The sequence below is a fragment of the Colwellia sp. MB3u-45 genome (assembly GCF_014077005.1).
GTDB lineage: Bacteria > Pseudomonadota > Gammaproteobacteria > Enterobacterales > Alteromonadaceae > Cognaticolwellia.
In genome coordinates this window covers 51,166-73,120 of sequence record NZ_JACGVC010000038.1, presented here as the reverse complement: position 1 = coordinate 73,120, position 21,955 = coordinate 51,166, and the positions used below count along the sequence as shown (strand labels likewise).

The following is a 21,955-nucleotide window of genomic DNA, read 5'->3' as shown; positions in this document are numbered from 1 at the left end:
CACCATTATTGAATTAACTATAAACTTATTTGACTTCCCATTTATGAAACATATTCGAAATTTTTCTATTATCGCCCATATTGATCACGGTAAATCAACGCTTTCAGATCGCCTAATTCAACATTGTGGTGGTCTACAAGAACGTGAAATGGAAGCCCAAGTACTTGATTCTATGGATATTGAGCGCGAACGTGGTATCACCATAAAAGCGCAAAGTGTTACGTTAGACTACAAAGCAAAAAATGGTGAAGTGTACCAACTCAACTTTATCGACACGCCAGGTCACGTCGACTTTTCTTATGAAGTTTCTCGTTCATTAGCGTCATGTGAAGGTGCTTTACTGGTGGTTGACGCTGGTCAAGGTGTTGAAGCTCAAACTGTAGCTAACTGCTACACCGCGCTTGAAATGGAACTGGAAGTCATCCCTATTCTAAATAAAATTGATTTGCCACAAGCCGATCCTGAGCGTGTCAGTGAAGAAATTGAAAATATTATTGGTATTGACGCTACGGGTGCTGTGACCTGTTCGGCTAAAACCGGTTTAGGTATTGAAGACGTACTAGAAACTATTGTTGAGAATATTCCTCCTCCAGAGGGTGATCCTGATGCACCGCTGCAAGCACTTATTATTGATTCGTGGTTTGATAACTACCAAGGCGTAGTATCCTTAGTTCGAATTATGAATGGCCAAATCAAAAAAGGCGATAAAATGGTGGTGATGTCGACAGGACAACACCATATTGTCGACAAGGTGGGTATTTTTACACCAAAACAAAAACCGACCGGTATATTAAAAGCGGGTGAAGTTGGCTTTATCGTTGCGGGTATTAAAGAAATTCACGGTGCACCAGTAGGTGACACAATAACTATCTTTAAAAAAGAAGCGCAAAAGGCCTTACCGGGCTTTAAGAAAGTTCAGCCACAAGTTTACGCCGGTATATTTCCGATCAGTTCAGAAGATTATGAAAACTTCCGTGATGCTTTAAATAAACTCAGCTTGAATGACGCGTCTTTGTTTTTTGAACCTGAAAACTCATCAGCACTAGGTTTTGGTTTCCGTATTGGTTTCTTGGGCATGTTGCACATGGAAATTGTGCAAGAGCGTCTTGCTCGCGAATATGATCTTGATCTGATCACAACAGCGCCAACAGTAAATTATGAAATAGCTTGTACCAATGGTGACGTTATCTCTATTGATAATCCAAGCGATTTACCGGCAACAAATAATATTGAAGAAATTCGTGAGCCAATAGTGCAAGCGAATATTTTGGTACCTCAAGAGCATCTAGGTAATGTTATTACTTTATGTATTGACAAACGTGGTGTGCAAAAAGATATTATTTATCACGGTAATCAAGTTGCGGTAACTTATGAATTACCGATGGCAGAAGTGGTGATGGACTTTTTTGATAAGTTAAAATCCACCAGTCGTGGTTATGCCTCATTAGATTATCATTTCATTCGTTTTGAGCCGGCTGACATGGTTCGTGTTGATGTGATGATTAATAGTGACCGAGTTGATGCGTTAGCTATGATCACTCATCGCGCTAATTCTGTTGCCCGTGGTCGTATGCTAGTTGAAAAGTTAAAAGAGTTAATTCATCGACAAATGTTTGATATCGCTATTCAAGCGGCCATTGGTAACAATGTTATCGCTCGAACTACGGTCAAACAGCTGCGTAAAAACGTTACCGCAAAATGTTATGGTGGTGACATCTCTCGTAAGAAAAAATTATTGCAGAAGCAAAAAGATGGTAAGAAACGTATGAAGCAAGTGGGTAATGTAGAAGTACCACAAGAAGCGTTTTTAGCTGTGCTTAAATTAGATAAATAAGAATACCAAGTTGATTAATGAACTGTTCAATGAAAGAGTAGAACACTTAATTAGTCAACTTTGTATTAGTTTAATTATTAAAAGATAGGAATAATATGGCAGTTTACTTTTCAATATTTTTAGTCATAGTTACCGTAATTACCGGCATTGTTTGGTTAGCTGATAAGTTTTATTTAGCACCACAACGTCAGCTTAAGTTAGCCGATGCGCAAGCTCAATGTGCATCACCTTTAAGCGAAAACATTGTGACTAAATTAATTGAGCCATCAGCATTAGTTGATACCTCAGTACAAATTTTTCCGGTTATTGCTTTTGTGTTGATACTGCGCTCGTTTATCTATGAGCCGTTTCAAATACCTTCTGGTTCTATGATGCCAACGTTACTTGATGGCGATTTTATCTTAGTGAATAAGTTTAACTATGGTTTGCGCGATCCCGTAGTACGTAATAAATTTTTTCAAGTTGGCTTGCCAGATCGTGGTGATGTTGTGGTCTTTAAATACCCACGAGATCCACAAATTGATTACATCAAACGTGTGATAGGTTTACCGGGCGATAGAGTAATATATAAAAATAAAATTTTATATATCAAATCAGCCTGTTTGCCTTCTGATGCAAAATGTCCTGATTTTGAGCAAGTAAAACAAACCTTTAAAAATAAAACCGATTATAACGACGATGGTATGCCATTAACGCGTTACAGCTCAACGATGGCGGATAAAACACATGACTTCTTAGTTAATGAGCAAATTTTACCGCGCACACAGCATTACTTTCAGCAAAGTGGTACACAAGCGAATGAGTTTTTTGTGCCTAAAGGTCATTACTTTGTTATGGGCGATAATCGGGATAATAGCTTAGATGGACGTTTTTGGGGCTTTGTGCCAGAAGAGAATTTAGTCGGCGAAGCGGTTGCTATTTGGATGAGTTTTGATTTTGATCGAACACCAGACAGCTTTTTACCACATTGGATACCAACTAACGTGCGTTTTTCTCGAATCGGTGGAATTGAATAACTGTGTTACATACTCCTGCCGCGATTGCGCGGCTTTATAAAAAAATTGGCTATAGTTTTAAAGAGCCAAAACTATTATTGCAAGCGTTAACACATAGAAGCGCTAAAGGTGCTCATAATGAGCGACTAGAGTTTTTAGGTGATTCGATTTTAGGTTTTGTGATTGCAGAGTCTTTATATCAAAAATTTCCCAAGCAGGCCGAAGGCGATTTAACGCGTATGCGTTCAAGTTTGGTTAAAGGTGTTACTTTAGCTGAGGTGGGTCGAGACTTTGACTTAGGTCAATATTTAATTTTAGGACCTGGCGAATTAAAAAGTGGTGGTCATCGCAGAGATTCGATCCTTGAAGATGCCATTGAAGCCATCATAGGCGCTGTCTATTTAGATGCCGACTTACCCACATGTCAGGCATTAATTCTCAGCTGGTTTGAACAGCGCTTAAGCGATATCAAGCCAGGCAATGAACAAAAAGACCCAAAAACACGTTTACAAGAGTATTTGCAGGGACGAAAAATTCCTTTGCCACAATATGATGTAATTAATACCACGGGGCAATCACACAATCAGCAGTTCACAGTGCGTTGTACAACAAGCGTAGTTGTGAAGGAAGTGATTACTAAGGGCAGTAGCCGACGTAAAGCTGAGCAATCAGCCGCTTTGCAGGTTTTAGAATTAATAGAACAAGCTTAATCGCTTGTTTGACATTTAAGTTGATAACTAGATTATGACAACAGAACAAACCTATTGCGGTCTTATTGCCATTGTTGGCCGTCCAAATGTTGGTAAATCAACATTATTAAACACCTTGCTTGGCCAAAAGGTCAGTATTACCTCACGTAAACCACAAACCACACGTCATCGAATATTAGGTATTTTAACTGAAGGTAATCATCAAGCCGTTTTAGTTGACACCCCTGGCCTGCATTCAGAAGAAAAACGGGCCATTAATCGTTTAATGAACCGTGCGGCTAGCAGTACCTTGGCAGAAGTTGGCACTGTAGTATTTTTAGTTGAAGGTACACATTGGACAAGCGACGATGAAATGGTACTGACCAAAATTAAAAACAGCGGTGCTCCTTGTGTATTAGTGGTTAATAAAATTGATAATATACCCGACAGAGACACCTTGTTACCGCATTTACAGAAGTTAGGTGCTATGCATGATTTTGCTGATATTGTACCGATTTCAGCCAGTAAAGGTGATAACGTTGAGGCGATTAAAAAAATCTGCCTTAACACCTTACCCGAAGCAGAGTTTTGGTTTCCTGAAGATTATATTACCGATCGTTCAAGTCGATTTATGGCCTCTGAAATTGTGCGTGAAAAGCTAATTCGTTTTACTGGCGATGAATTACCTTACTCAACAACGGTTGAAATTGAACAATTTAAGATTGATGAAAAAGGCATCTTGCATATTAACGCGCTGATCTTAGTCGAAAGAACGACCCAAAAGCGTATGGTTATTGGCAATAAGGGTGAAAAGCTGAAAGTTATTGGCCAAGAAGCAAGACGTGATATGGAAAATCTATTTGAACGTAAAGTATTTTTAGAGACTTGGGTGAAAGTTAAATCAGGCTGGGCAGATGACGAACGCGCCTTAAGAAGCTTAGGCTATGGCGACGATTACTCAGGTTAGTTTGATATATTCGGGTTTAATTTACTATTCACAAAGTAGTTGATTAAGCCTCGCCTACATAGCGTTAGGTACTTAGGTTTAGTTTGTAATTGTTACCTGAGCCAATAAAAATTTTATTTTTCGCTTTCTGAACAGTGCTTAAATGCCACTGGGCTAACTTGGAATTTAGATGCTAGAAACTACGCAGTCAGCTTTTGTGCTCCATAGTCGACCTTATCGAGAGAATCAGCTGCTAATTGATTTGTTAACTGAGCATGACGGCAAACTGGCGGCGTTAAGTTATGTCGGTCATTCAACAAAGTCGAGTCGTAAAGCACTACTACAACCTTTTCTACCGATTAAAGTCACCTTGAAAGGGCAATACAACTTAAAGAGCTTAATTCGAGTTGAGCCGATTGGCAAATCTTTCCTTTTAAAGAAAAACGCCTTGTTCAGTGCTTTTTATATTAATGAATTATTGGTTAGGCTGCTTGGCGACAATATTGCTTGCGAGGCGCTTTTTCAGCAATATAAAATGAGTTTAGAAGCTTTAGCACAAGCGAGCAATATTGAGATTTGTTTGCGAGAATTTGAATTGATGCTGATGGATGAACTGGGCCTTTCTTTTGATTTTTCATTAGTATTTGAGCATAGTGCAGAGGGCTTCTATTACTTACCAGACGAAGGCTTTATCCCAGCTTATACAAAATTAAAGCAGCCTTGTTATAATCGTTGGCATTTACAAGCGATTGCCGAACGCGATTTATCGACACCAGAAGTACTCAATACCTTTAAAGCTTTGATGAGACAAGTGATTAATCATTTACTTGATGGTGTACCGTTAAATAGCCGAAAACTCTTTAGTAAGAAAGCCTAGCAAAGTCATGATTAAATTTCTAAGTTAAAGCGTTAAACTTAGCTATGTAAGGTGTTAAAATTAATCCAGTAAACATTTAATCCAGTAAACATTTAATCCAGTAAACATAATAGAGATTGTATATGAAAGATATTTTATTAGGTGTAAACGTAGACCATATTGCGACATTAAGACAAGCACGTGGCACTAATTATCCTGACCCTGTCTATGCGGCTTCTGTAGCCGAGCATGCTGGTGCTGATGGTATCACAGTGCATTTACGTGAAGACCGTCGCCATATCCAAGATAGAGATATTTATGTACTAAAACAAACCTTACATACGCGGATGAATTTTGAAATGGCTGTTACCGACGAAATGTTGGATATTGCCTGTGAAGTTAAGCCCGTATTTTGTTGTTTAGTGCCGGAAAAACGTGAAGAGTTAACCACGGAAGGTGGATTAGATGTTGCTGGGCAACAAGATAAAATTAACGCCGCTGTAGCTCGATTGGCTAATTCGGGTGTACAAACCAGTTTATTTATTGATGCTGATAAAAAACAAATTGATGCAGCCCTACTCAGTAAAGCGACTTATATCGAAATTCATACCGGCCAATATGCTGATGCAGCAAGCGAAGAAGAGCAACAACAAGAGCTTGCGCGCTTGGTTGAAGGCATTGAGTACGCTGATAGCTTAGGCTTAAAAGTGAACGCAGGTCACGGGCTTAATTACTTCAATGTTAAGCCAATTGCGGCGATACCTGAAATAATTGAACTCAATATTGGCCACGCTATTATCGCCCGTGCGGTGATTGACGGTTTAGACAAAGCGGTTCGAGATATGAAGCGTATAATGCTAGAAGCACGTACTTTAGGATAACTTAGTACTTCGGAGGGTTAAAGTTTGTCAGTTGTTGGTATTGGTACTGATATAGTTGATATTCGGCGCATTGCAAAAATGTCTGAAAATGCGCAGCAACGCTTAGCCAAGCGAATTTTAACGTCTGGTGAATATCAGCACTATCTTACGTTAAAACAACCCGAGCGTTTTTTGGCTAAACGCTGGGCTGGCAAAGAAGCAGCAGCTAAAGCGCTTGGCACCGGTATTGCTAACGGAGTCTCGTTTCAACATTTTGATATTGTGTCATTAGCTTCGGGTCAACCCACACTTGAGCTTAGTTTGCAGGCGTTAATGCTAGCTGAAAATCTAGGTGCTACTACATGGCATATATCACTTTCTGATGAAGTGAAATATGCCACAGCTTTTGTTGTATTATCAACCTAGTTAATGACAGCAAGTTGAGTATGTAACGGCATGTGACAAAGCTACGAATAAACTATGACTTGGCCATTATATATACCCTATACTTTTACTTAAGTGAATGAATTCTTTATCAGTAGATGTGGATTGGGGAGTTGATATGCCGTCGCAAAAAAATCCTATTCTTGATAGGCGAAAACAAGTACCTGAGCAATCAACATGGTGGTTTAAACTCTCACTGGCACAAAAGTTTTCTGCTAGTAGTTTAGGGAAGTTTGGTTATGAACTCAGTTTTATTCGCAATGATGAAGGACATAGCTTAGCCGTATTAAGGTGTGATTCAGGCATTGCGGTGGTTACTGAAGATGGCGACATTAACACCTCACCAAATATAAAAATGCGTTAACTATTTACCCTGTTTTCTTTAGTCCAATCTAGTTATATTTTCAATGCTTGCTTTCAATATTGTTGATAAAAGCTTCCGCTTCTTCTAATACCAAATCTATTTGTTCAAAAAATTCGAAAAATTCTGGTTGTAAATCATCTAGGCCAATATCTCGTTTTAATTCTGTTTCAAGTTCATGAGTCACCTTGCCTAAACTGGGTACACCAGAGTAACAACAAGCGCCATTAAGCTTGTGTATTAACACTTTTAACTGCTCAATATCTTGAGAGATAAGCGCTTCAGAAATGTTGGCTTTGCTTTCTGGCAAACTGTTGACCAAGCCAATAAACATATCTTTGGCTAACATTTTTTTTTGTCCTGCTCTTTGTAATGCCAGCTTCCAATCAATAATCTTTGGCCTAGAATCGTTAATAGGTCTAGGTGTTGGAGCAACAAGCTTAGGGTGATAAGCGAGTAATGTTGAATCACAATACTCATAAATACTATGATGCAGCATGGCTTCATCAATAGGCTTTGTAATAAAGGAGTTAAAGCCATTGTCGAGTAATTTATCTTTCTCTTCGCCAAAGACATGTGCGGTCACCGCGATTATTGGGGTATGCTCATTAAGTGTTTGTTGACGAATAATTGCCAAAGCAGAAATGCCATCGAGTACAGGCATTTGTATATCCATAAATATTAAAGCAAACTTCTCGTGTCGGCATAAGGCTACGGCTTGAGCGCCGTCGGTAGCTGTGATGACATCTGTGACTTGTTCAAGCAACAGCGCATTGATCAATTTTAAATTGGCTTCATTATCATCAACTGCCAGTACTTTAATCGGCACTTTTTTTTCTGACACTGAAATTAAGCTATTGATTTCTCGAATGGTTGTTGGAGAAAGTGTTTTACTCAAGCGCTGCACCGTTATGGGTTTACTGAGACAAGTTTTAGCACCACTTGAAATTAACGCCTCATGTAAACTAGGTGAATTACTATTAATGGCTAAATGTATGGACGGAATAATATCTTTCAGGATAAAGATAAACTTTTTCACGTCATTAAGCGCTGATGGCGTAACGTCATGGCCGATTAAAGCAAAGTCGAATGACGAGAGCAATTTTTTATTGGCCAGTATTTCGTCCATATCACTGCGTTGGCTAATACAAGTTGTTTTCATTTGCCAACTTGCCAATATTTCACTGGTTGCTAAACGACTTGCGGCATGACGCTCATAATACAATATTGCCTTACCAATCAGACCTTCTGGGGCAGATAACTGCAAAGTGGGTATGGTGTTTATTTCACACTGGAAGGTAAACCAAAAAGTTGAACCTTCATTTTCTATACTGTCGAAACCAATGCTACCGTGCATTTCTGAGACTAAACGTTGAGAGATAACCAGTCCTAAACCAGTGCCGCCATAAATCCGAGTCACACTTTTATCACCCTGGCCAAAGGCTTGGAAAATTGAATTTTTTTGCTGATTTGATATGCCAATACCCGTGTCTTGAACTGTTACCCTAATTTTATAGCGATTTTTGCCAATAACATGGCCTTCAAGCTTGATATCCACCGAGCCTTTATCAGTAAATTTAATCGCATTACTGGCTAAGTTAACCATCACTTGTTTGATACGCATTGCGTCACCAATCAGTGAGTCAGGTAATTGAGGGCTAACGCGTAATGATAATTCAATATTCTTTTTATGGGCACTGGGTGCCAGTAATGTCAGGGTTTCTTCAATGGATTCACGAATGGAAAACGGAATGTTTTCAATGATCATTTTACCCGCGTCAAGTTTAGAGAAGTCTAAAATATCATTAATAATCGATAGCAGGCTGGCCGCTGAGCGTTCGATAGTTTGTAAGTGATCGCGCTGAGTATCGCTTAAGGGCGTTTTTAACACTTGCCGGGTAAAACCGATAACACCATTAAGAGGCGTACGTAACTCATGGCTCATATTGGCCAAAAACTCAGACTTTACCTTGTTAGCATCTTGCGCTTTACGTTTTGCAATATCTAACTCGACGTTTTGAATTTCAAATTGCTCTAAACTTTCACGTAAATCTATCGTGGCTTGATCAATACTACGTTGCATTTCATCTTGATAAGTGCCTAAAGATTGCGCCATGGTATTGATGCCATTTTTTAAAAAGTTTAGCTCACCAACAAGCTGTCCACTGATACGACTATCAATTTTTCCTTCTCTAATACGGTCTATTGCTAATACCATTGATGATATCGGGCGGGTAACGCTATTAATGAGTTTATAGGCAAACAATGCACTGATGATAAAGCCAGCGAGTAAGATGAAAAATACTGTGATCAACAACTGTTGTTGAGCATATCTAATCGTACTCTTGTCAATGTGTATGGCGATATAGCCAATAATACTACTGCCTAAAGTGCCGTCACTGGTTTGTGTGGTAAATTCGTCAATAATGGGCGCGCGATAAATGAGGTAATCACCGAAGTCTTCATACTGAATGCGTTTAGGCAAACTTTCTCCGGTTTTAAGGCGCATGGCAAGGGTGTCACCGTGATAAGCACTGGTGACGAACACTTGGTTGTTGACAGTGAATATGGCGATGCTTTTTATAATGTCAGATTGACTGCGGTGGCTAAAGCCGATCAGCGTTCTTAAGCTATCTCTTTTTTTCGCTAATAATGGCTCAGCACTGCTAATGGCAAGAGGAGAAATGATGCTATTGGCACGTTGATAAATAAACTGATCGAGTTCGCTATAGCGACTATAGGATAAGTAGCCAGCAACAACTAAACTGATTAGGGTCGTAGGAACGACCGTAAGTAAAATTACCCAATCTTTCAGGCTTATTTTATGCATTTTTTGTTGAGCTTTAGTGTAAAATCATTGGGTTAATAACACTATAATGGCACAGTTAAGACTAATACCAAATAGTAATCGTTCACTATGGCAGCTAATAGATAATTTATGCTGCTCCTTGATGGCAAACTAAGATAGCTATGGCAAATTTTTTTAAAGCAAGCCCGAAAAAAGCACCGATACAGCAACACATAACCGTTAATGTTAGCCACCTTGATCAGCAAGGCTGCGGCGTTGCCTTTCAGGGTAAAAACCCAATTTTTATTGAAGGTGCACTGCCCAATGAAACGGTTGAAGTTAATGTGTATGAGCAAAAAAGTAAGTTTGCAAAAGCAAAATTATTGCGTGTTATTAGCGCCAGTGCAGCGCGAGTAGAAGTTAAGTGTCGTCATTACTTTCAGTGTGGTGGTTGTAATTTACAGCATATGGACTACTCGCAGCAGTTAGCTTATAAGCAAGATAAAATAACGCAATTATTTGCTCGCCAAGCACTCAATGAAAGTCTGCCATGGCAGAGTCACCTTATTAATGAACCATGGCATTATCGCCGCAAAGCAAGAATTGGTGTGCAATATAATAAACGTGGTGCGCCGATTATTGGCTTTCGTCAACGCGAGAGCAGCCACTTAACTGAAATTAAGTCTTGCCCAGTAATCGTCGAAGCATTTGGTCATGTTTTTGCTGAGCTAAAAGAACTTCTGCCCAGGTTGTCAGGTAAAAATGCCATCGGTCATGTTGAAATTATTGCGGCTAATGAGCAGGTGGTTGTGGTGCGACAATTAGTGAAAGCAACGGCGCAAGACAAAAAGCTTTGGCAACTTTTTGCTGATAAAAATCAATGGCTAGTTTACTTTGATGACGGTAATGAGGTCACGCCACTGACCGAAGATAAAACTTTGTTTTATTCCTTAACGGATGCAATAAAAATTGAGTTTTCGGTGAATAACTTTATCCAGGTCAATCATCTGGTTAATAAGCAAATGGTGGAGCAGGCGCTGATTTGGTTAGCGCTTAATGATAACGATATTGTGCTCGACCTGTTTTGTGGTTTAGGTAATTTTAGTTTACCTATTGCTGAAAAGGTCAGTCGTGTTGTCGGTATTGAGGGCATCTCAGTAATGGTAGAGAAGGCTCAAGAAAATGCGCTGAAAAATGATATTCACAATTGCCAATTTTATCAAGCTGATTTGAACAGTGATTGGCAAGACCAGCCTTGGGCAAAACAAAAGTATACTAAGGTTTTACTTGACCCTGCTCGTGCCGGAGCTTATCAAGCGTTAACACAATTACTGACCTTTAATGTTAATCAGATACTTTATGTCAGTTGTGATCCGGCGTCATTAGCCCGTGATGCAAAATTACTTATCGATCACGGTTATAAAATTGAAAAAATAGCCTTAATGGACATGTTTGCACAAACAAAGCATGTTGAAACTATGCTAATGTTTAGCTTATAGCGTTGTCGAAAAATTGAATCACAGGTAGGGAGTTCCATGGTTTCTGTGCGTAAGTCACATCAAATGTCACAAGCAAGCTTTGAGCAATGGTTAGCGGCGCTTGAATTAGACAATGACAAAAAAGCAGCGTTAGAAAAGTTGTATCAAAAAGTAAATTATTTATTTGATGATAGCACCCCCTGCCAAACTAAATCTTTAGAAATGGTGGAAATTCTATCGGGTTTAAATCTTGATACCGACTCATTATGTGCGGCTTTTATCTGTCCTTTGTATGAGTATAAGTGTATTAGCCTTGAATATATTAAAGAGAATTTCTCTAAACAAATATATTTACTGTGCAAAGGTTTTAGCCAAATGGAAGCGATTAAGGCTTTACAGCAATCACAATCTAGCCTAGTCAATACCAATCAAATTGACAATATTCGCCGTATGCTCTTGGCGATGGTTGAAGATGTTCGCGCCGTTGTTATTAAGCTTGCAGAACGCTTATGCCACCTACGTTTGGTAAAAGACAGTGATGAAGAAACCCGAGTGTTAGCGGCTAAAGAAACTAGCAATATATACGCACCATTGGCCAATCGTTTAGGTATTGGGCAGTTAAAGTGGGAATTAGAAGATCTCTCCTTTCGTTACTTGCACCCTGAGGTTTACAAAGAAATTGCCAAGCAACTGGATGAAAAACGTCTCGACAGAGAACGCTATATGGCTGAATTTGTTGATAACATATCTAAGCAATTAAAATCGTCTGACATTAAAGGTGTTGTTTGTGGACGCCCTAAACACATTTATAGCATTTGGAAAAAAATGCAACAAAAGTCGTTAGACTTTGAACAGCTATTTGATGTGCGTGCAGTACGGGTTATTGTTGATGAGTTACAAGGTTGCTATGGCGCATTAGGCCTAGTGCACACCAGTTGGAAGCATTTGTCTAAAGAATTTGATGACTATGTTGCAACGCCAAAAAGCAACGGCTATCAATCTATTCATACCGTAGTTATCGGCCCCGAAGATAAAACAATAGAGATTCAAATTAGAACACAACAAATGCATGACGATGCAGAATTGGGTGTTGCAGCGCATTGGCGTTATAAAGAAGGTAATGCCAGTGGTAAAACCTCAGGTTTTGATGAAAAAGTCAGTTGGTTAAGAAAAATTCTACAATGGCAAGAAGACGTGTCAGAAAGTGGCGAATTACTTGATGAACTGCGTAGTCAAGTATTTGAAGACCGTATTTATGTTTTTACCCCAGGTGGTGATGTGGTTGATTTACCCAGTGGTGCAACCCCTTTAGATTTTGCTTACTACATCCACTCCAATGTCGGTCACAGTTGTATTGGCGCAAAAGTATTTGGTCGAATAGTTCCTTTTACCTATCTTTTGCAAACCGGCGATCAAGTTGAAGTCTTGCGCAGCAAAACACTCAATCCGAGTAGAGATTGGTTAAACCCCAGTTTAAATTATCTTCATACACCGCGTGCTCGTGCCAAGGTACAACATTTTTTTCGGTTACTTGACCGAGATAAAAACCTTGCTGCCGGTAAAGAAATGTTAGACACCGCATTGGGTAAGTTACAGTTATCTTTGGCTAAAGTTGATTTTTCTGCGGCGATAGAGCGTTTTAATTTTACGACAAAAGATGACTTATTTGCTGCGGTAGGCTCAGGCAGTACGCGCTTGTTACAGGTTGTTCATTGTTTACAACAGCAAGACGAAAAGTTAAAACCTGAAGTAGATATTGATCCGCAAAGCTTAATTCGTCAGCCGCAACAAGCTGACACAGAAGCTGCTGATAATAATGGTATTACCGTTTCAGGTGTTGGTAACTTGTTGACTCACATGGCGAAATGTTGTCATCCTGTGCCAGGCGATGAAATCGCTGGCTTTATTACTCAAGGACGTGGAATTTCAGTGCATCGGGTTGACTGTGAGCAGCTCGCCAACGCACTGAATCAGCAACCAGAGCGTGAAGTAGAAGTACAGTGGGGCATAAATAACAAAAAAAGTTATCAAGTGAGTATCAACATTATTGGCGGTGATCGCCAAGGCTTACTCAGAGATATCTCGACGATTATTTCCAATGAAAGAGTCAGTATTATTGGCATTGAAAGTCATACCGATAATGCTAAACAAAGTATGAGCATGACCATAAAAGTGGAAATAGCCAATAACGAAGCGTTAACGCGCTTATTAGCTAAATTAAAGCAGTTAGATGACGTTGCAGAAGTTAAACGATTATAACCAGTAATTAAGTTATTTTAACGCCAAACGCTTAAGAGAAAACTGAGCGTGTGAGATGTGAATTAGGCAACCTTTCAGCCGGTTGCCTTTATTAAAGCAAGAAATTTTTTTGTTGATATTAGCCCTCAAATTTTTATAAAAAAATGGCATCACATTAGAGTTGTTTCATTATTTAATATTAATAGGATGATAGCCAATGACGTGATTACTCCTTTGAATTAAACTATTAAATTCATCTCTAAGTTCTTTCGATTTTTCTATACCCTCTTGTTTGTTGAATGCTTCCATCCACTTTATTCCTTCAGCAGATACGTCCCATTCCATGGATGAATAACCATCTTTTAAAGTCCATGCTGTAGCCATATCCCATTCACCACTTTGCAGCCTTATAATATAAGGTACTTGAGTTCCCGCTGTTTTAGATGCTGGGAAATAATGATCTGTGATTATTTCCATAGCTCTATCCGCTTTTCCGGGTTTAAAGTCGGTATAGGTAATTGACATGTACTCAACGTCGGCGAACTTTTTAGGCTTTTGTTCTTCTGCATCAATCGTAAACGGCATGACAGTTAACAAAAAAGATAAACTAACAATGATAGCCTTTCTCATAATTATTTTCCTTTTGTAAAGTATATTTTTACTGCATTTTTTATTCACTTTAAAAGTTTAGTACAAAAAATACACAATAACGAATTGCCAATATCTTAATATTAAGGAATGTAATATATTGGCTTAATATGATGAATTAGGATGCTAGGTTAGCTATACAAAGTAGTAGGTGCTGCATAGCGCCAAGATAAATAGGCAGGATATTTAAAAATGTTGAACGACAAACCCTCAATAGAAAAACTTCGCTGGATCATGTCCGAGTTACGTAACCCTGAAACGGGTTGTCCTTGGGATCTAAAACAAACCTTTGCCTCTATTATCCCCCATACCCTTGAAGAAGCTTACGAGGTAGCTGACGCGATTGAGCAAGAAGACTTTACTGAGCTGGAAAAAGAGCTAGGCGATTTATTGTTTCAAGTAGTGTTTTATAGCCAACTTGGTGAGGAAGAAAAGCGTTTTGACTTTGACACTGTACTAAGTGCTATTTGTGAAAAATTGATCCGCCGTCATCCCCATGTTTTTGCGAGTAGTGACTTTGAATCTGAGGCGCAAGTCAAAGCCAACTGGGAAAATGAGAAGGTTAAAGAGCGTCAGCAAAAAAATGACGATAAAAACTTAAGTATTTTAGCCGATATTCCGCGTAATCTGCCGGCGTTATCACAGGCAGCAAAAATTCAAAAACGCTGTGCCCATGTTGGCTTTGATTGGCATAATATTGATGACGTTTTCGCTAAAGTTGAAGAAGAAGTGTTAGAGGTAAAAGCGGAATTACATCGAGACGATACCGCTTTAGCTGAAGAATTGGGGGATTTAATGTTTGCGGTAGTCAATTTATGTCGACATGCTAAACAAGACCCAGAAGCTTTACTGCGCCAAGCAAATAACAAGTTTACTCGGCGCTTTTATGGTGTTGAAGCGCAAGTTAATAACGCGGATAAAAGTTTTGAACAACATTCGTTAGACGAGCTTGAAGCCTTTTGGCAACAAGTGAAAATTGCTGAAAAATCTTAAGCCCTAATTAACCTTAACCTTAACTTTAGGTAAGGTTAAGGTTAATTAATAAAATTATTGAGGTAAAAATGAGTTCACTACCCATATTAGTCGACAGTAAAATAACGCTAAATAATAAAGTGCTTACTTTAACATTCAATCGCCACGATGTGCGTAACGCCTTAACAGGTACTGCCATTGCTGACGATATTGTCAATACCGTTGAATGGATTAATCGTACACCTGAAATCGCTGTGCTGATTATTACCGGTGACGGCTCTGCGTTTTCTTCTGGTGGAAATATAAAAGATATGGCTGAGCGCACAGGAGATTTTGCCGGCGATGTACAAGCACTAGAAAGACGTTACCGAGAAGGTATTCAACGTATTCCACTAGCTTTACACAAATTAGAAGTACCGGTTATTGCGGCGGTTAATGGCCCGGCAATAGGGGCGGGTTTTGATATTGCCAATATGTGCGATATGAGAATAGCATCAACAAAAGCTAAATTTGGCGAAACTTTCGTTAACTTAGGTATTATTCCAGGTGATGGCGGCGCTTGGTTTATGCAACGCTTAATTGGTTATCAAAAAGCCGCTGAGTTAACCTTTACTGGCCGCGTTATCGATGCGCTAGAGGCAAAAGAAATAGGGGTGGTATTAGATGTGGTTGAGCCAGAATATTTACTTGAAAGAGTACAAAAACTAGCAAACGAAATAGCGGCTAAACCTGTGGCATCGTTGCGGTTAACAAAACGTTTGATGAAGCTAGCACAACGCACAGAGTTGCCCGATTTTCTTGATATTTGTGCCGTGTTTCAAGGCATGTGTCATAACAACCCTGAGCATTTGAGCGCGGTAAATACCATGATTGAAAAATTGGCAAAATAACAGCGGCTTCGAAAGGGTTAACTAGCGCGTTAACCCGAGCAAGTATCCGTTGTCACTCTCAATTCACTTTCAATTCACTCTCAGTTCGATTTCAGCTGCCATTTAGCTTTCACACTCAGCCTCTAAACTATAAAACAGTTATTAGCTTACTTTAACGCTAGTAGATGTTTGGCTTAAAGCGTGGCTTAATTTTTTAATAAAGTTATCTATAGCCGTTTTATCAATATCTAAATGCGTGACTAGTCGCATAGGGTTGCTCGCAGATAATAGTATGTTATCTGCCTTTAACTTGTCGACCAAATTAGCCATATCAACAGCTTCAGAGAACTTTGCGAATACCATATTGGTTTCAACTTGCTCCAGATTGACGGAAATATCAGTAAACTGGTTTAAGGCATGCGCTAAATATTTCGCATTAATGTGATCTTGTGCTAATTTTTCTGGATTTTGCGCTAGTGCTATTTTGGCTGCTGCAGCGATAATACCGGCTTGACGCATGCCGCCACCCACCACTTTTCGCCAGCGCTTGGCACTTTTTATCAAGGCTTGTGAGCCAAGCAATAACGAACCTATTGGCGCGCCAAGGCCTTTTGATAAACAAATAGACACTGAGTCTACGTGTTGGCAAATTTCAGTAATATCGACATTTAATGCGCTGGCCGCATTGTAAACTCGCGCACCGTCTAAATGCAGAGCTAAATTGTTTTGCTGAGTAAATTCACGCGCTTTTGCCATATAAGTTAACGGCAGAACTTTACCGTTAATGGTATTTTCAATACTGAGTAAAGTCGTACGAGCAAAGTGAGAGTCGTCAGGTTTTATTGCCGCCGCAAGCTTTTTAAAGCATAAAGAGCCGTCTTGCTCATTGGCTATCGGTTGTGGCTGAATTGAGCCTAATATAGCCGCGCCACCGCCTTCAAACTTATAGTTATGCGCTTGTTGACCACAAAGGTACTCATCACCTCGTTGGCAATGTGCCATTAGCGCTAATAAGTTAGCTTGTGTGCCTGAGCTACAAAACATGGCACTGGCAAAACCGTGTCGTTCTGCTGCCCAAGACTCAAGTTCATTCACCGTAGGGTCGTCGCCATAAACGTCGTCACCCACTTCAGCGTTTGCCATCGCCGTACGCATTGCTTTACTGGGGCGTGTTACTGTGTCAGAGCGAAAATCAATCATGTGGCACCTTAGGTTTTTAGGGCAAGATAGTGGCGATTAAAAAAAGCATCTTAATCCATTTATGAGTCAAATGGATTAAGACGCCTTTAATCAAGCAGTGTTGCTTGAGCGTTATTCTTCAGCGAGTTCAGCATTGTGATAAATATTTTGTACGTCATCACAGTCTTCTAGCATGTTGATGAATTTTTCAAAATTAGCTAAGTCGTCTTCACCTGAAATTTCAGTATAGGTTTGTGGTACCCAAGTAATTTCTTCTACTTCGAGTTCAACTTCCGTCATGCTGTTGGCAAATTCTGTTTTAATTTTGAAAAACTCAGTATGTGGTGCGTAAACGGTAATAATACCGTCTTCAAGCTCAACATCAGTCACATCGATGTCAGCCATCATTAAGTTCTCTAAAACACTTTCATCGTCTTCACCTTTAAAAGCAAATAGCGCTTGATGATCAAACATGTGTGAAACAGTACCTGATGAACCAATTTTTGAGTAAGTTTTAGTAAAACATTGACGCACATCTTTAATGGTGCGATTGCCGTTATCGGTTAAACAATCAATAATGACCATACAGTTGCCTGGGCCAAAGCCTTCGTAGCGTGATTCTACATAATCTTCGCCGCCAGCACCTATCGCTTTTTCTAATGCTTTTTCAATAACATGTGTAGGAACTTGATCTTTCTTTGCTTTTTCAATCGTCCGACGCAAAGCCAGGTTACCATCAGGGTCTACACCGCCATTTTTAGCTAGTACATAAATTTCTTTGCCGTACTTTGAATAAACTTTAGTTTTTTGACCCGCAGTTTTGGCCATGGATAATTTACGGTTTTGGTATGCTCTGCCCATCTGAATATGTCTCGTTGCTGATAATTAGAATTGCTATAGCTTAGATTCTAACGGGTAGTGTCGGCTATTTCTAGTGCTTAGCCCATTTGAGCTTTCAAATTTTAAAATACTAGGTAAAATTTACCCCCTAATTAAGGTCAATGATTTGCTCGTGTTCTCTGTTAACGTAGCTGTACTTGACGAACTAGTTACTTATTGGAGGGCTTGGTTGAATATAATTTTTGTCGCTGATATTTTTGGTTTAACCGATGAGTTTAAGCACTTATGTCAGCAAGTTACTGCTAACCTTGAACAAGGTCTTGGCGTGGAAAAAGGCTATGGCGTTAAATGCCATATGGTTGGCCCTTATCAACAACAACCGAAAGGTCTCACCTGTGAGCGTGACGCTTATCAGTACTTTACTGAAAACGTTAGTTTAGAGGGTTACGTTAACAAACTTGAGCAAAAGCTGTTGGCAATATCAGGCAGTAAATTGTTGGTGGGTTTTAGTGTTGGCGGCAGTGCTATTTGGCAGTTATACGCCCAAGGCGCGGTTAAGCAAAGTTTAGGGGCTATTTGTTTTTATAGTAGCCAAATTAGACACTTAACTCGGTTAACACCCAATATTGCGACTAGGTTAATTTTACCTAGCACAGAGCCACATTTTTCAGTGGCTGCATTGCGCACTGTTTTACAAGATAAATCCACGGTCACACTTGAGCAAAGTGAATACTTACATGGTTTTATGAATCCATTATCAGCGAACTATGATGGTGACGCCTATTTATATTACCTTAAAAGGCTGGCTGATTTATTATCAAGACAATACTCGCCGCATATTTTGGAAGAAAAAATCTTGAGCGAGTATTAGATGATAGTGTTAATGGTAAATAGACAAGCCTAACTCTTGGGCTAAACTCGCCACTAAATTTGTGCCAATCACTGAGTTACCAAAGCTATTTAACGGCGGACTCCAGGTACAAATAACACCATAGTTAGGCACTATCGCAATAACACCACCGCCTACGCCACTTTTTGCCGGTAAGCCAATAGAGAAAGCAAATTCGCCAGACTGATCATACATACCACTGGTGGATAATATCGCATTCACTCGATGGGCATCTCTTGGCGTGCAAATAGCTTCTTTAGAAACGGGGTCAATACCTTTATTTGCTAAAAATAGTAGGCTATTTGCCAGTTGTTCACAACTCATGGCGACTGAACATTGAGTAAAGTAATGACTTAATACCTCAGGTATTTCCGATTCTATATTGCCAAAACTTTTCATTAAATAGCTTAATGCGGCGTTTCGGCTACCATGGGCTAATTCTGATTGGTAAACATAGTTGTCGACATAAATACTGTCATCATGAGCTATCGAGCGCATAAAACTTAAAAAGGCTAACTTACTAGAAGAAAAGTGGCTAGTGAGCACATCAGCAACTAATAAGGCGCCAGCATTTATCACTGGATTTCGGGGAATACCTTTTTCCCATTCTAATTGAATAATGGAGTTAAAGGGTTGCCCAGATGGCTCCATATTAACCCGTTGCCACAAGTCATCGCCGATGCGGTTCATTGCCATAACCAAACCAAACACTTTTGAAATACTTTGAATCGAAAAGGGCTCTTGATAGTCGCCAGCGCCAACAGTTTTACCGTCAATAGTGGAAACACAAACGCCCATTTTTTCTGGACTGACTTCAGCCAAGGCTGGAATGTAATCGGCTACTTTACCTTGAGTATAAAATTCTTGCTGTGCTGCGAGTAAGGTTTGTAATTTGACCTGCAAGTTGGAAATGTCTTTTATCATATAACGGACTTGTTTATCTTTTGAATAGATTGCAATAATGCATGAGGGATCTTCATTATGCACAAAAAATGATACATGCCTAGCGCTTTGTTAGCCTTGCTATGTTTAAGCTAATAAATGACTAATAAGGTGATTTAATTTGTTGCGCTTATCATATGAAAAATCTATTTATTGTAGACAGTGGCAATCTTGGTTCAATCATTTAAATGCGTTGTTTTACTATTATTGAGTGCTGTTATGGTGGTTTTGACATTATTCATTACCTTAGCTACCAGCTTATAAACTTTGGTAATGAATAATGCCGTCTTTTTACTCAACATCCCACTGGCTAATCGAGATATGCTTAATTTCAGTCATCAAGCTAATGGTTGAGCTGATTGTGTGAAGTATATTATTGATCATTTGTCTGCTCCTAATTGGAAAAATATCAGTGTTAATCAGATAACGCCGCTATTTTTTCTACTTTGTTTACTGGTAAAAGTTGTTTTATTTTTTGTAAATTACCCGCTGTAATGGGGTTATTGTCAATGGTAACGGCAAATTCAAAGTCTTTTAATGCCGCGGTTAATTGATTTTGTTTATACCTAGCAACACCACGGTTACTGTAATTAAGTGAAGTTAAATAGCGAACTTTGCTACTTTGACGTTTGATAGACTCTATGCTGTCGATCGCTTCTGTACAGGCTGACTCTGATTTATTGCTCTGTGCAGATTTCAAATAAGCAACGCACAAATTCATTTTACGGTCATAAAAATCTTTGCTACTTTCACTAGCGGTTAATTTTTTTATGCCCAACTCTACTTCACCTTTAGTTATGTCTGCAGTACCGATACTACCTTTTACGACAGCCACTTGGAATATCCCTTCATTGGCTAAAGTTGCAGGCGTAGTACTTAATAATAAAGTGGCGAATAGTGTGTTTTTTAACATGGTTTTGTTCATGTTGTTTTCTCCATATCTGTTGTGCATCAAATTGATACAACAACAATATAAAGATAAGACCAATAACTGACAAACGATTAGAATACACCTATCAAGTGAATAAAATTCAACTGTATGTCAGTAGCTTAACTCTGTTGTTAGCGGACAATTGACTCAAGGTCGAACATCAGCATTTTACGCTTATAAGCGTAAGCGGGTTAAATGGTGAAGGTTTCTTTTACCCATTGAGCAAAGAGCTTCAGCTTTGTATTATTATCCATATTTTCATGCTGAATAAGATAATATTTATCATTGGTATTTAATTCCTCGTCAAATAGCTTTACCAGCAGTTGCTCACTGAACCAGGCTTTACTCATTGGCAATGGCACTAATGCTATACCCATGCCTTGTTGTGCCGCTCGAACTACAGCATACATACTGTCAAATTGGATGATTTGTTTAGGGTCAAAATCGTCAACATTATTTTTATCAGCCCATTGATGCCAAGACCATGGGCGTGATCTATGTAAAAGTAACGGTGTGGTTTTTAAGGCAGAAAAACCAGTGTTTTTTAGCTTTTTATAAAGTTTTTTGTTACACGCCGGGGCATAACGAATAGGAAATAACTCTTGAACTATTTTTGCATTAGGCTTGCCATTGGCAAGTACAATAGATAAATCTGCAGACCGTGATGGTTCGCTGCCAGACTTAACTGTTTCTAGCTGTAGGTTAATGGTTGGGTTATTTTGCGACCACTCGGATAAACGAGGGATAAATAATTCACTGGCAAAAAATTCTGGCAAACTGATGACAATAGTTTGATTTTGTTGTTTTTGCGTAAATTCGTCTATGGTTGATTCTAATTGATTAATTAACGGTTGAATCGATTGGTAAAACTGTTTTCCGGCACTGGTAAGTTCAATGGTTCTGGTGCCACGATTGAATAAAACGATACCTAATTGTGTTTCAAGTTGTTTTATTTGATGGCTAACGGCAGAGGGAGTTAAAAATAATTGTGCTGCAGCATGCTTAAAGCTTAAACATTTCGACGCTACGCAAAATGAGCGTAGGCCACGTATAGGTGTTTGAATTGGCATAGTTAACATATTTTAATAAAGACAAATGTCTTATAGCAAAACTTAAGCCGTAATTTAACCTATTGATTTAATATGTTTTATTTTATTTTTTACGCTTTGAAATACCGGATAGTGCACCATTATAGT

Annotated in this window: 20 protein-coding genes; 13 read left to right on the top strand and 7 right to left on the bottom strand. The window is 39.1% G+C overall.

Features of this window, described 5'->3' with window-relative positions:
- The first annotated feature begins 43 nt into the window (after window positions 1-43).
- From lepA to H4J41_RS02840, 8 genes are all read left to right on the top strand, one after another.
- Window positions 44-1,834: a translation elongation factor 4 gene (gene lepA / locus H4J41_RS02875; protein WP_182134923.1), complete on the top strand. Its 1,791-nt coding sequence runs from the start codon at window positions 44-46 to the stop codon at window positions 1,832-1,834.
- A gap of 95 nt (window positions 1,835-1,929) precedes the next feature.
- Complete coding sequence (lepB, locus tag H4J41_RS02870; RefSeq protein ID WP_182134925.1) at window positions 1,930-2,850, top strand: signal peptidase I; 921 nt, start codon at window positions 1,930-1,932, stop codon at window positions 2,848-2,850.
- A gap of 2 nt (window positions 2,851-2,852) precedes the next feature.
- Window positions 2,853-3,539, top strand: coding sequence for a ribonuclease III (rnc, locus tag H4J41_RS02865; RefSeq protein WP_310649779.1), 687 nt, complete (start codon window positions 2,853-2,855; stop codon window positions 3,537-3,539).
- Window positions 3,540-3,573: 34 nt separating this feature from the next.
- Window positions 3,574-4,485: a GTPase Era gene (gene era, locus H4J41_RS02860; protein WP_182134927.1), complete on the top strand. Its 912-nt coding sequence runs from the start codon at window positions 3,574-3,576 to the stop codon at window positions 4,483-4,485.
- Between the two features lie 169 nt (window positions 4,486-4,654).
- The gene (gene recO / locus H4J41_RS02855) at window positions 4,655-5,341 is read left to right on the top strand and encodes a DNA repair protein RecO (RefSeq protein ID WP_182134929.1); all 687 of its coding nucleotides are present in this window, start codon (window positions 4,655-4,657) and stop codon (window positions 5,339-5,341) included.
- 122 nt (window positions 5,342-5,463) lie between these two features.
- Window positions 5,464-6,201: a pyridoxine 5'-phosphate synthase gene (gene pdxJ / locus H4J41_RS02850; RefSeq protein ID WP_182134931.1), complete on the top strand. Its 738-nt coding sequence runs from the start codon at window positions 5,464-5,466 to the stop codon at window positions 6,199-6,201.
- Between the two features lie 24 nt (window positions 6,202-6,225).
- A complete protein-coding gene (acpS, locus tag H4J41_RS02845; RefSeq protein WP_182134933.1) occupies window positions 6,226-6,606 on the top strand; it encodes a holo-ACP synthase in 381 nt (126 codons plus the stop codon).
- 136 nt (window positions 6,607-6,742) lie between these two features.
- Window positions 6,743-6,988 (top strand): hypothetical protein, encoded by a 246-nt coding sequence (locus tag H4J41_RS02840; protein ID WP_182134935.1) that lies wholly within the window; start codon window positions 6,743-6,745, stop codon window positions 6,986-6,988.
- Window positions 6,989-7,028: 40 nt separating this feature from the next.
- Here the strand turns inward: H4J41_RS02840 and barA are convergent, their stop codons facing one another.
- Window positions 7,029-9,815: a two-component sensor histidine kinase BarA gene (barA, locus tag H4J41_RS02835; RefSeq protein ID WP_182134937.1), complete on the bottom strand. Its 2,787-nt coding sequence runs from the start codon at window positions 9,813-9,815 to the stop codon at window positions 7,029-7,031.
- 140 nt (window positions 9,816-9,955) lie between these two features.
- Here barA and rlmD point away from each other — a divergent pair, with 140 nt between their 5' ends.
- Entirely contained in the window at window positions 9,956-11,272 is a 1,317-nt protein-coding gene (gene rlmD, locus H4J41_RS02830) for a 23S rRNA (uracil(1939)-C(5))-methyltransferase RlmD (RefSeq protein ID WP_182134939.1), read from the top strand.
- 36 nt (window positions 11,273-11,308) lie between these two features.
- On the top strand, window positions 11,309-13,510 hold the full coding sequence (gene relA / locus H4J41_RS02825) for a GTP diphosphokinase (RefSeq protein ID WP_182134941.1): 2,202 nt from the start codon (window positions 11,309-11,311) through the stop codon (window positions 13,508-13,510).
- A gap of 168 nt (window positions 13,511-13,678) precedes the next feature.
- Here relA and H4J41_RS02820 read toward each other — a convergent pair whose 3' ends face one another.
- Window positions 13,679-14,119, bottom strand: coding sequence for a hypothetical protein (locus H4J41_RS02820; RefSeq protein ID WP_182134943.1), 441 nt, complete (start codon window positions 14,117-14,119; stop codon window positions 13,679-13,681).
- Between the two features lie 210 nt (window positions 14,120-14,329).
- On the opposite strand from H4J41_RS02820, the gene mazG reads away from it, so the two are divergent.
- Both mazG and H4J41_RS02810 read left to right on the top strand, forming a co-directional pair.
- Window positions 14,330-15,130 (top strand): nucleoside triphosphate pyrophosphohydrolase, encoded by an 801-nt coding sequence (gene mazG / locus H4J41_RS02815; protein ID WP_182134945.1) that lies wholly within the window; start codon window positions 14,330-14,332, stop codon window positions 15,128-15,130.
- A gap of 68 nt (window positions 15,131-15,198) precedes the next feature.
- Window positions 15,199-15,999, top strand: coding sequence for an enoyl-CoA hydratase-related protein (locus H4J41_RS02810; protein WP_182134947.1), 801 nt, complete (start codon window positions 15,199-15,201; stop codon window positions 15,997-15,999).
- 141 nt (window positions 16,000-16,140) lie between these two features.
- On the opposite strand, the gene ltaE is transcribed toward H4J41_RS02810, so the two are convergent.
- Complete coding sequence (gene ltaE, locus H4J41_RS02805; protein ID WP_182134949.1) at window positions 16,141-17,178, bottom strand: low-specificity L-threonine aldolase; 1,038 nt, start codon at window positions 17,176-17,178, stop codon at window positions 16,141-16,143.
- 111 nt (window positions 17,179-17,289) lie between these two features.
- Window positions 17,290-18,018, bottom strand: a complete 729-nt coding sequence (locus tag H4J41_RS02800) for a YebC/PmpR family DNA-binding transcriptional regulator (RefSeq protein ID WP_182134951.1) — start codon at window positions 18,016-18,018, stop codon at window positions 17,290-17,292.
- A 208-nt stretch (window positions 18,019-18,226) separates the two neighbouring features.
- On the opposite strand from H4J41_RS02800, the gene H4J41_RS02795 reads away from it, so the two are divergent.
- Window positions 18,227-18,868, top strand: coding sequence for a hypothetical protein (locus tag H4J41_RS02795; protein WP_182134953.1), 642 nt, complete (start codon window positions 18,227-18,229; stop codon window positions 18,866-18,868).
- A 9-nt stretch (window positions 18,869-18,877) separates the two neighbouring features.
- Here H4J41_RS02795 and glsB read toward each other — a convergent pair whose 3' ends face one another.
- The 3 genes from glsB to H4J41_RS02780 form a co-directional block, all read right to left on the bottom strand.
- Window positions 18,878-19,810 carry a glutaminase B gene (gene glsB, locus H4J41_RS02790; protein ID WP_182134955.1) on the bottom strand — a complete coding sequence of 311 codons (933 nt, stop codon included), beginning with the start codon at window positions 19,808-19,810 and terminating at the stop codon, window positions 18,878-18,880.
- 433 nt (window positions 19,811-20,243) lie between these two features.
- Entirely contained in the window at window positions 20,244-20,753 is a 510-nt protein-coding gene (locus H4J41_RS02785; protein ID WP_182134957.1) for a tetratricopeptide repeat protein, read from the bottom strand.
- Between the two features lie 197 nt (window positions 20,754-20,950).
- Complete coding sequence (locus tag H4J41_RS02780; RefSeq protein ID WP_182135037.1) at window positions 20,951-21,823, bottom strand: LysR family transcriptional regulator; 873 nt, start codon at window positions 21,821-21,823, stop codon at window positions 20,951-20,953.
- Window positions 21,824-21,955 lie beyond the last annotated feature (132 nt).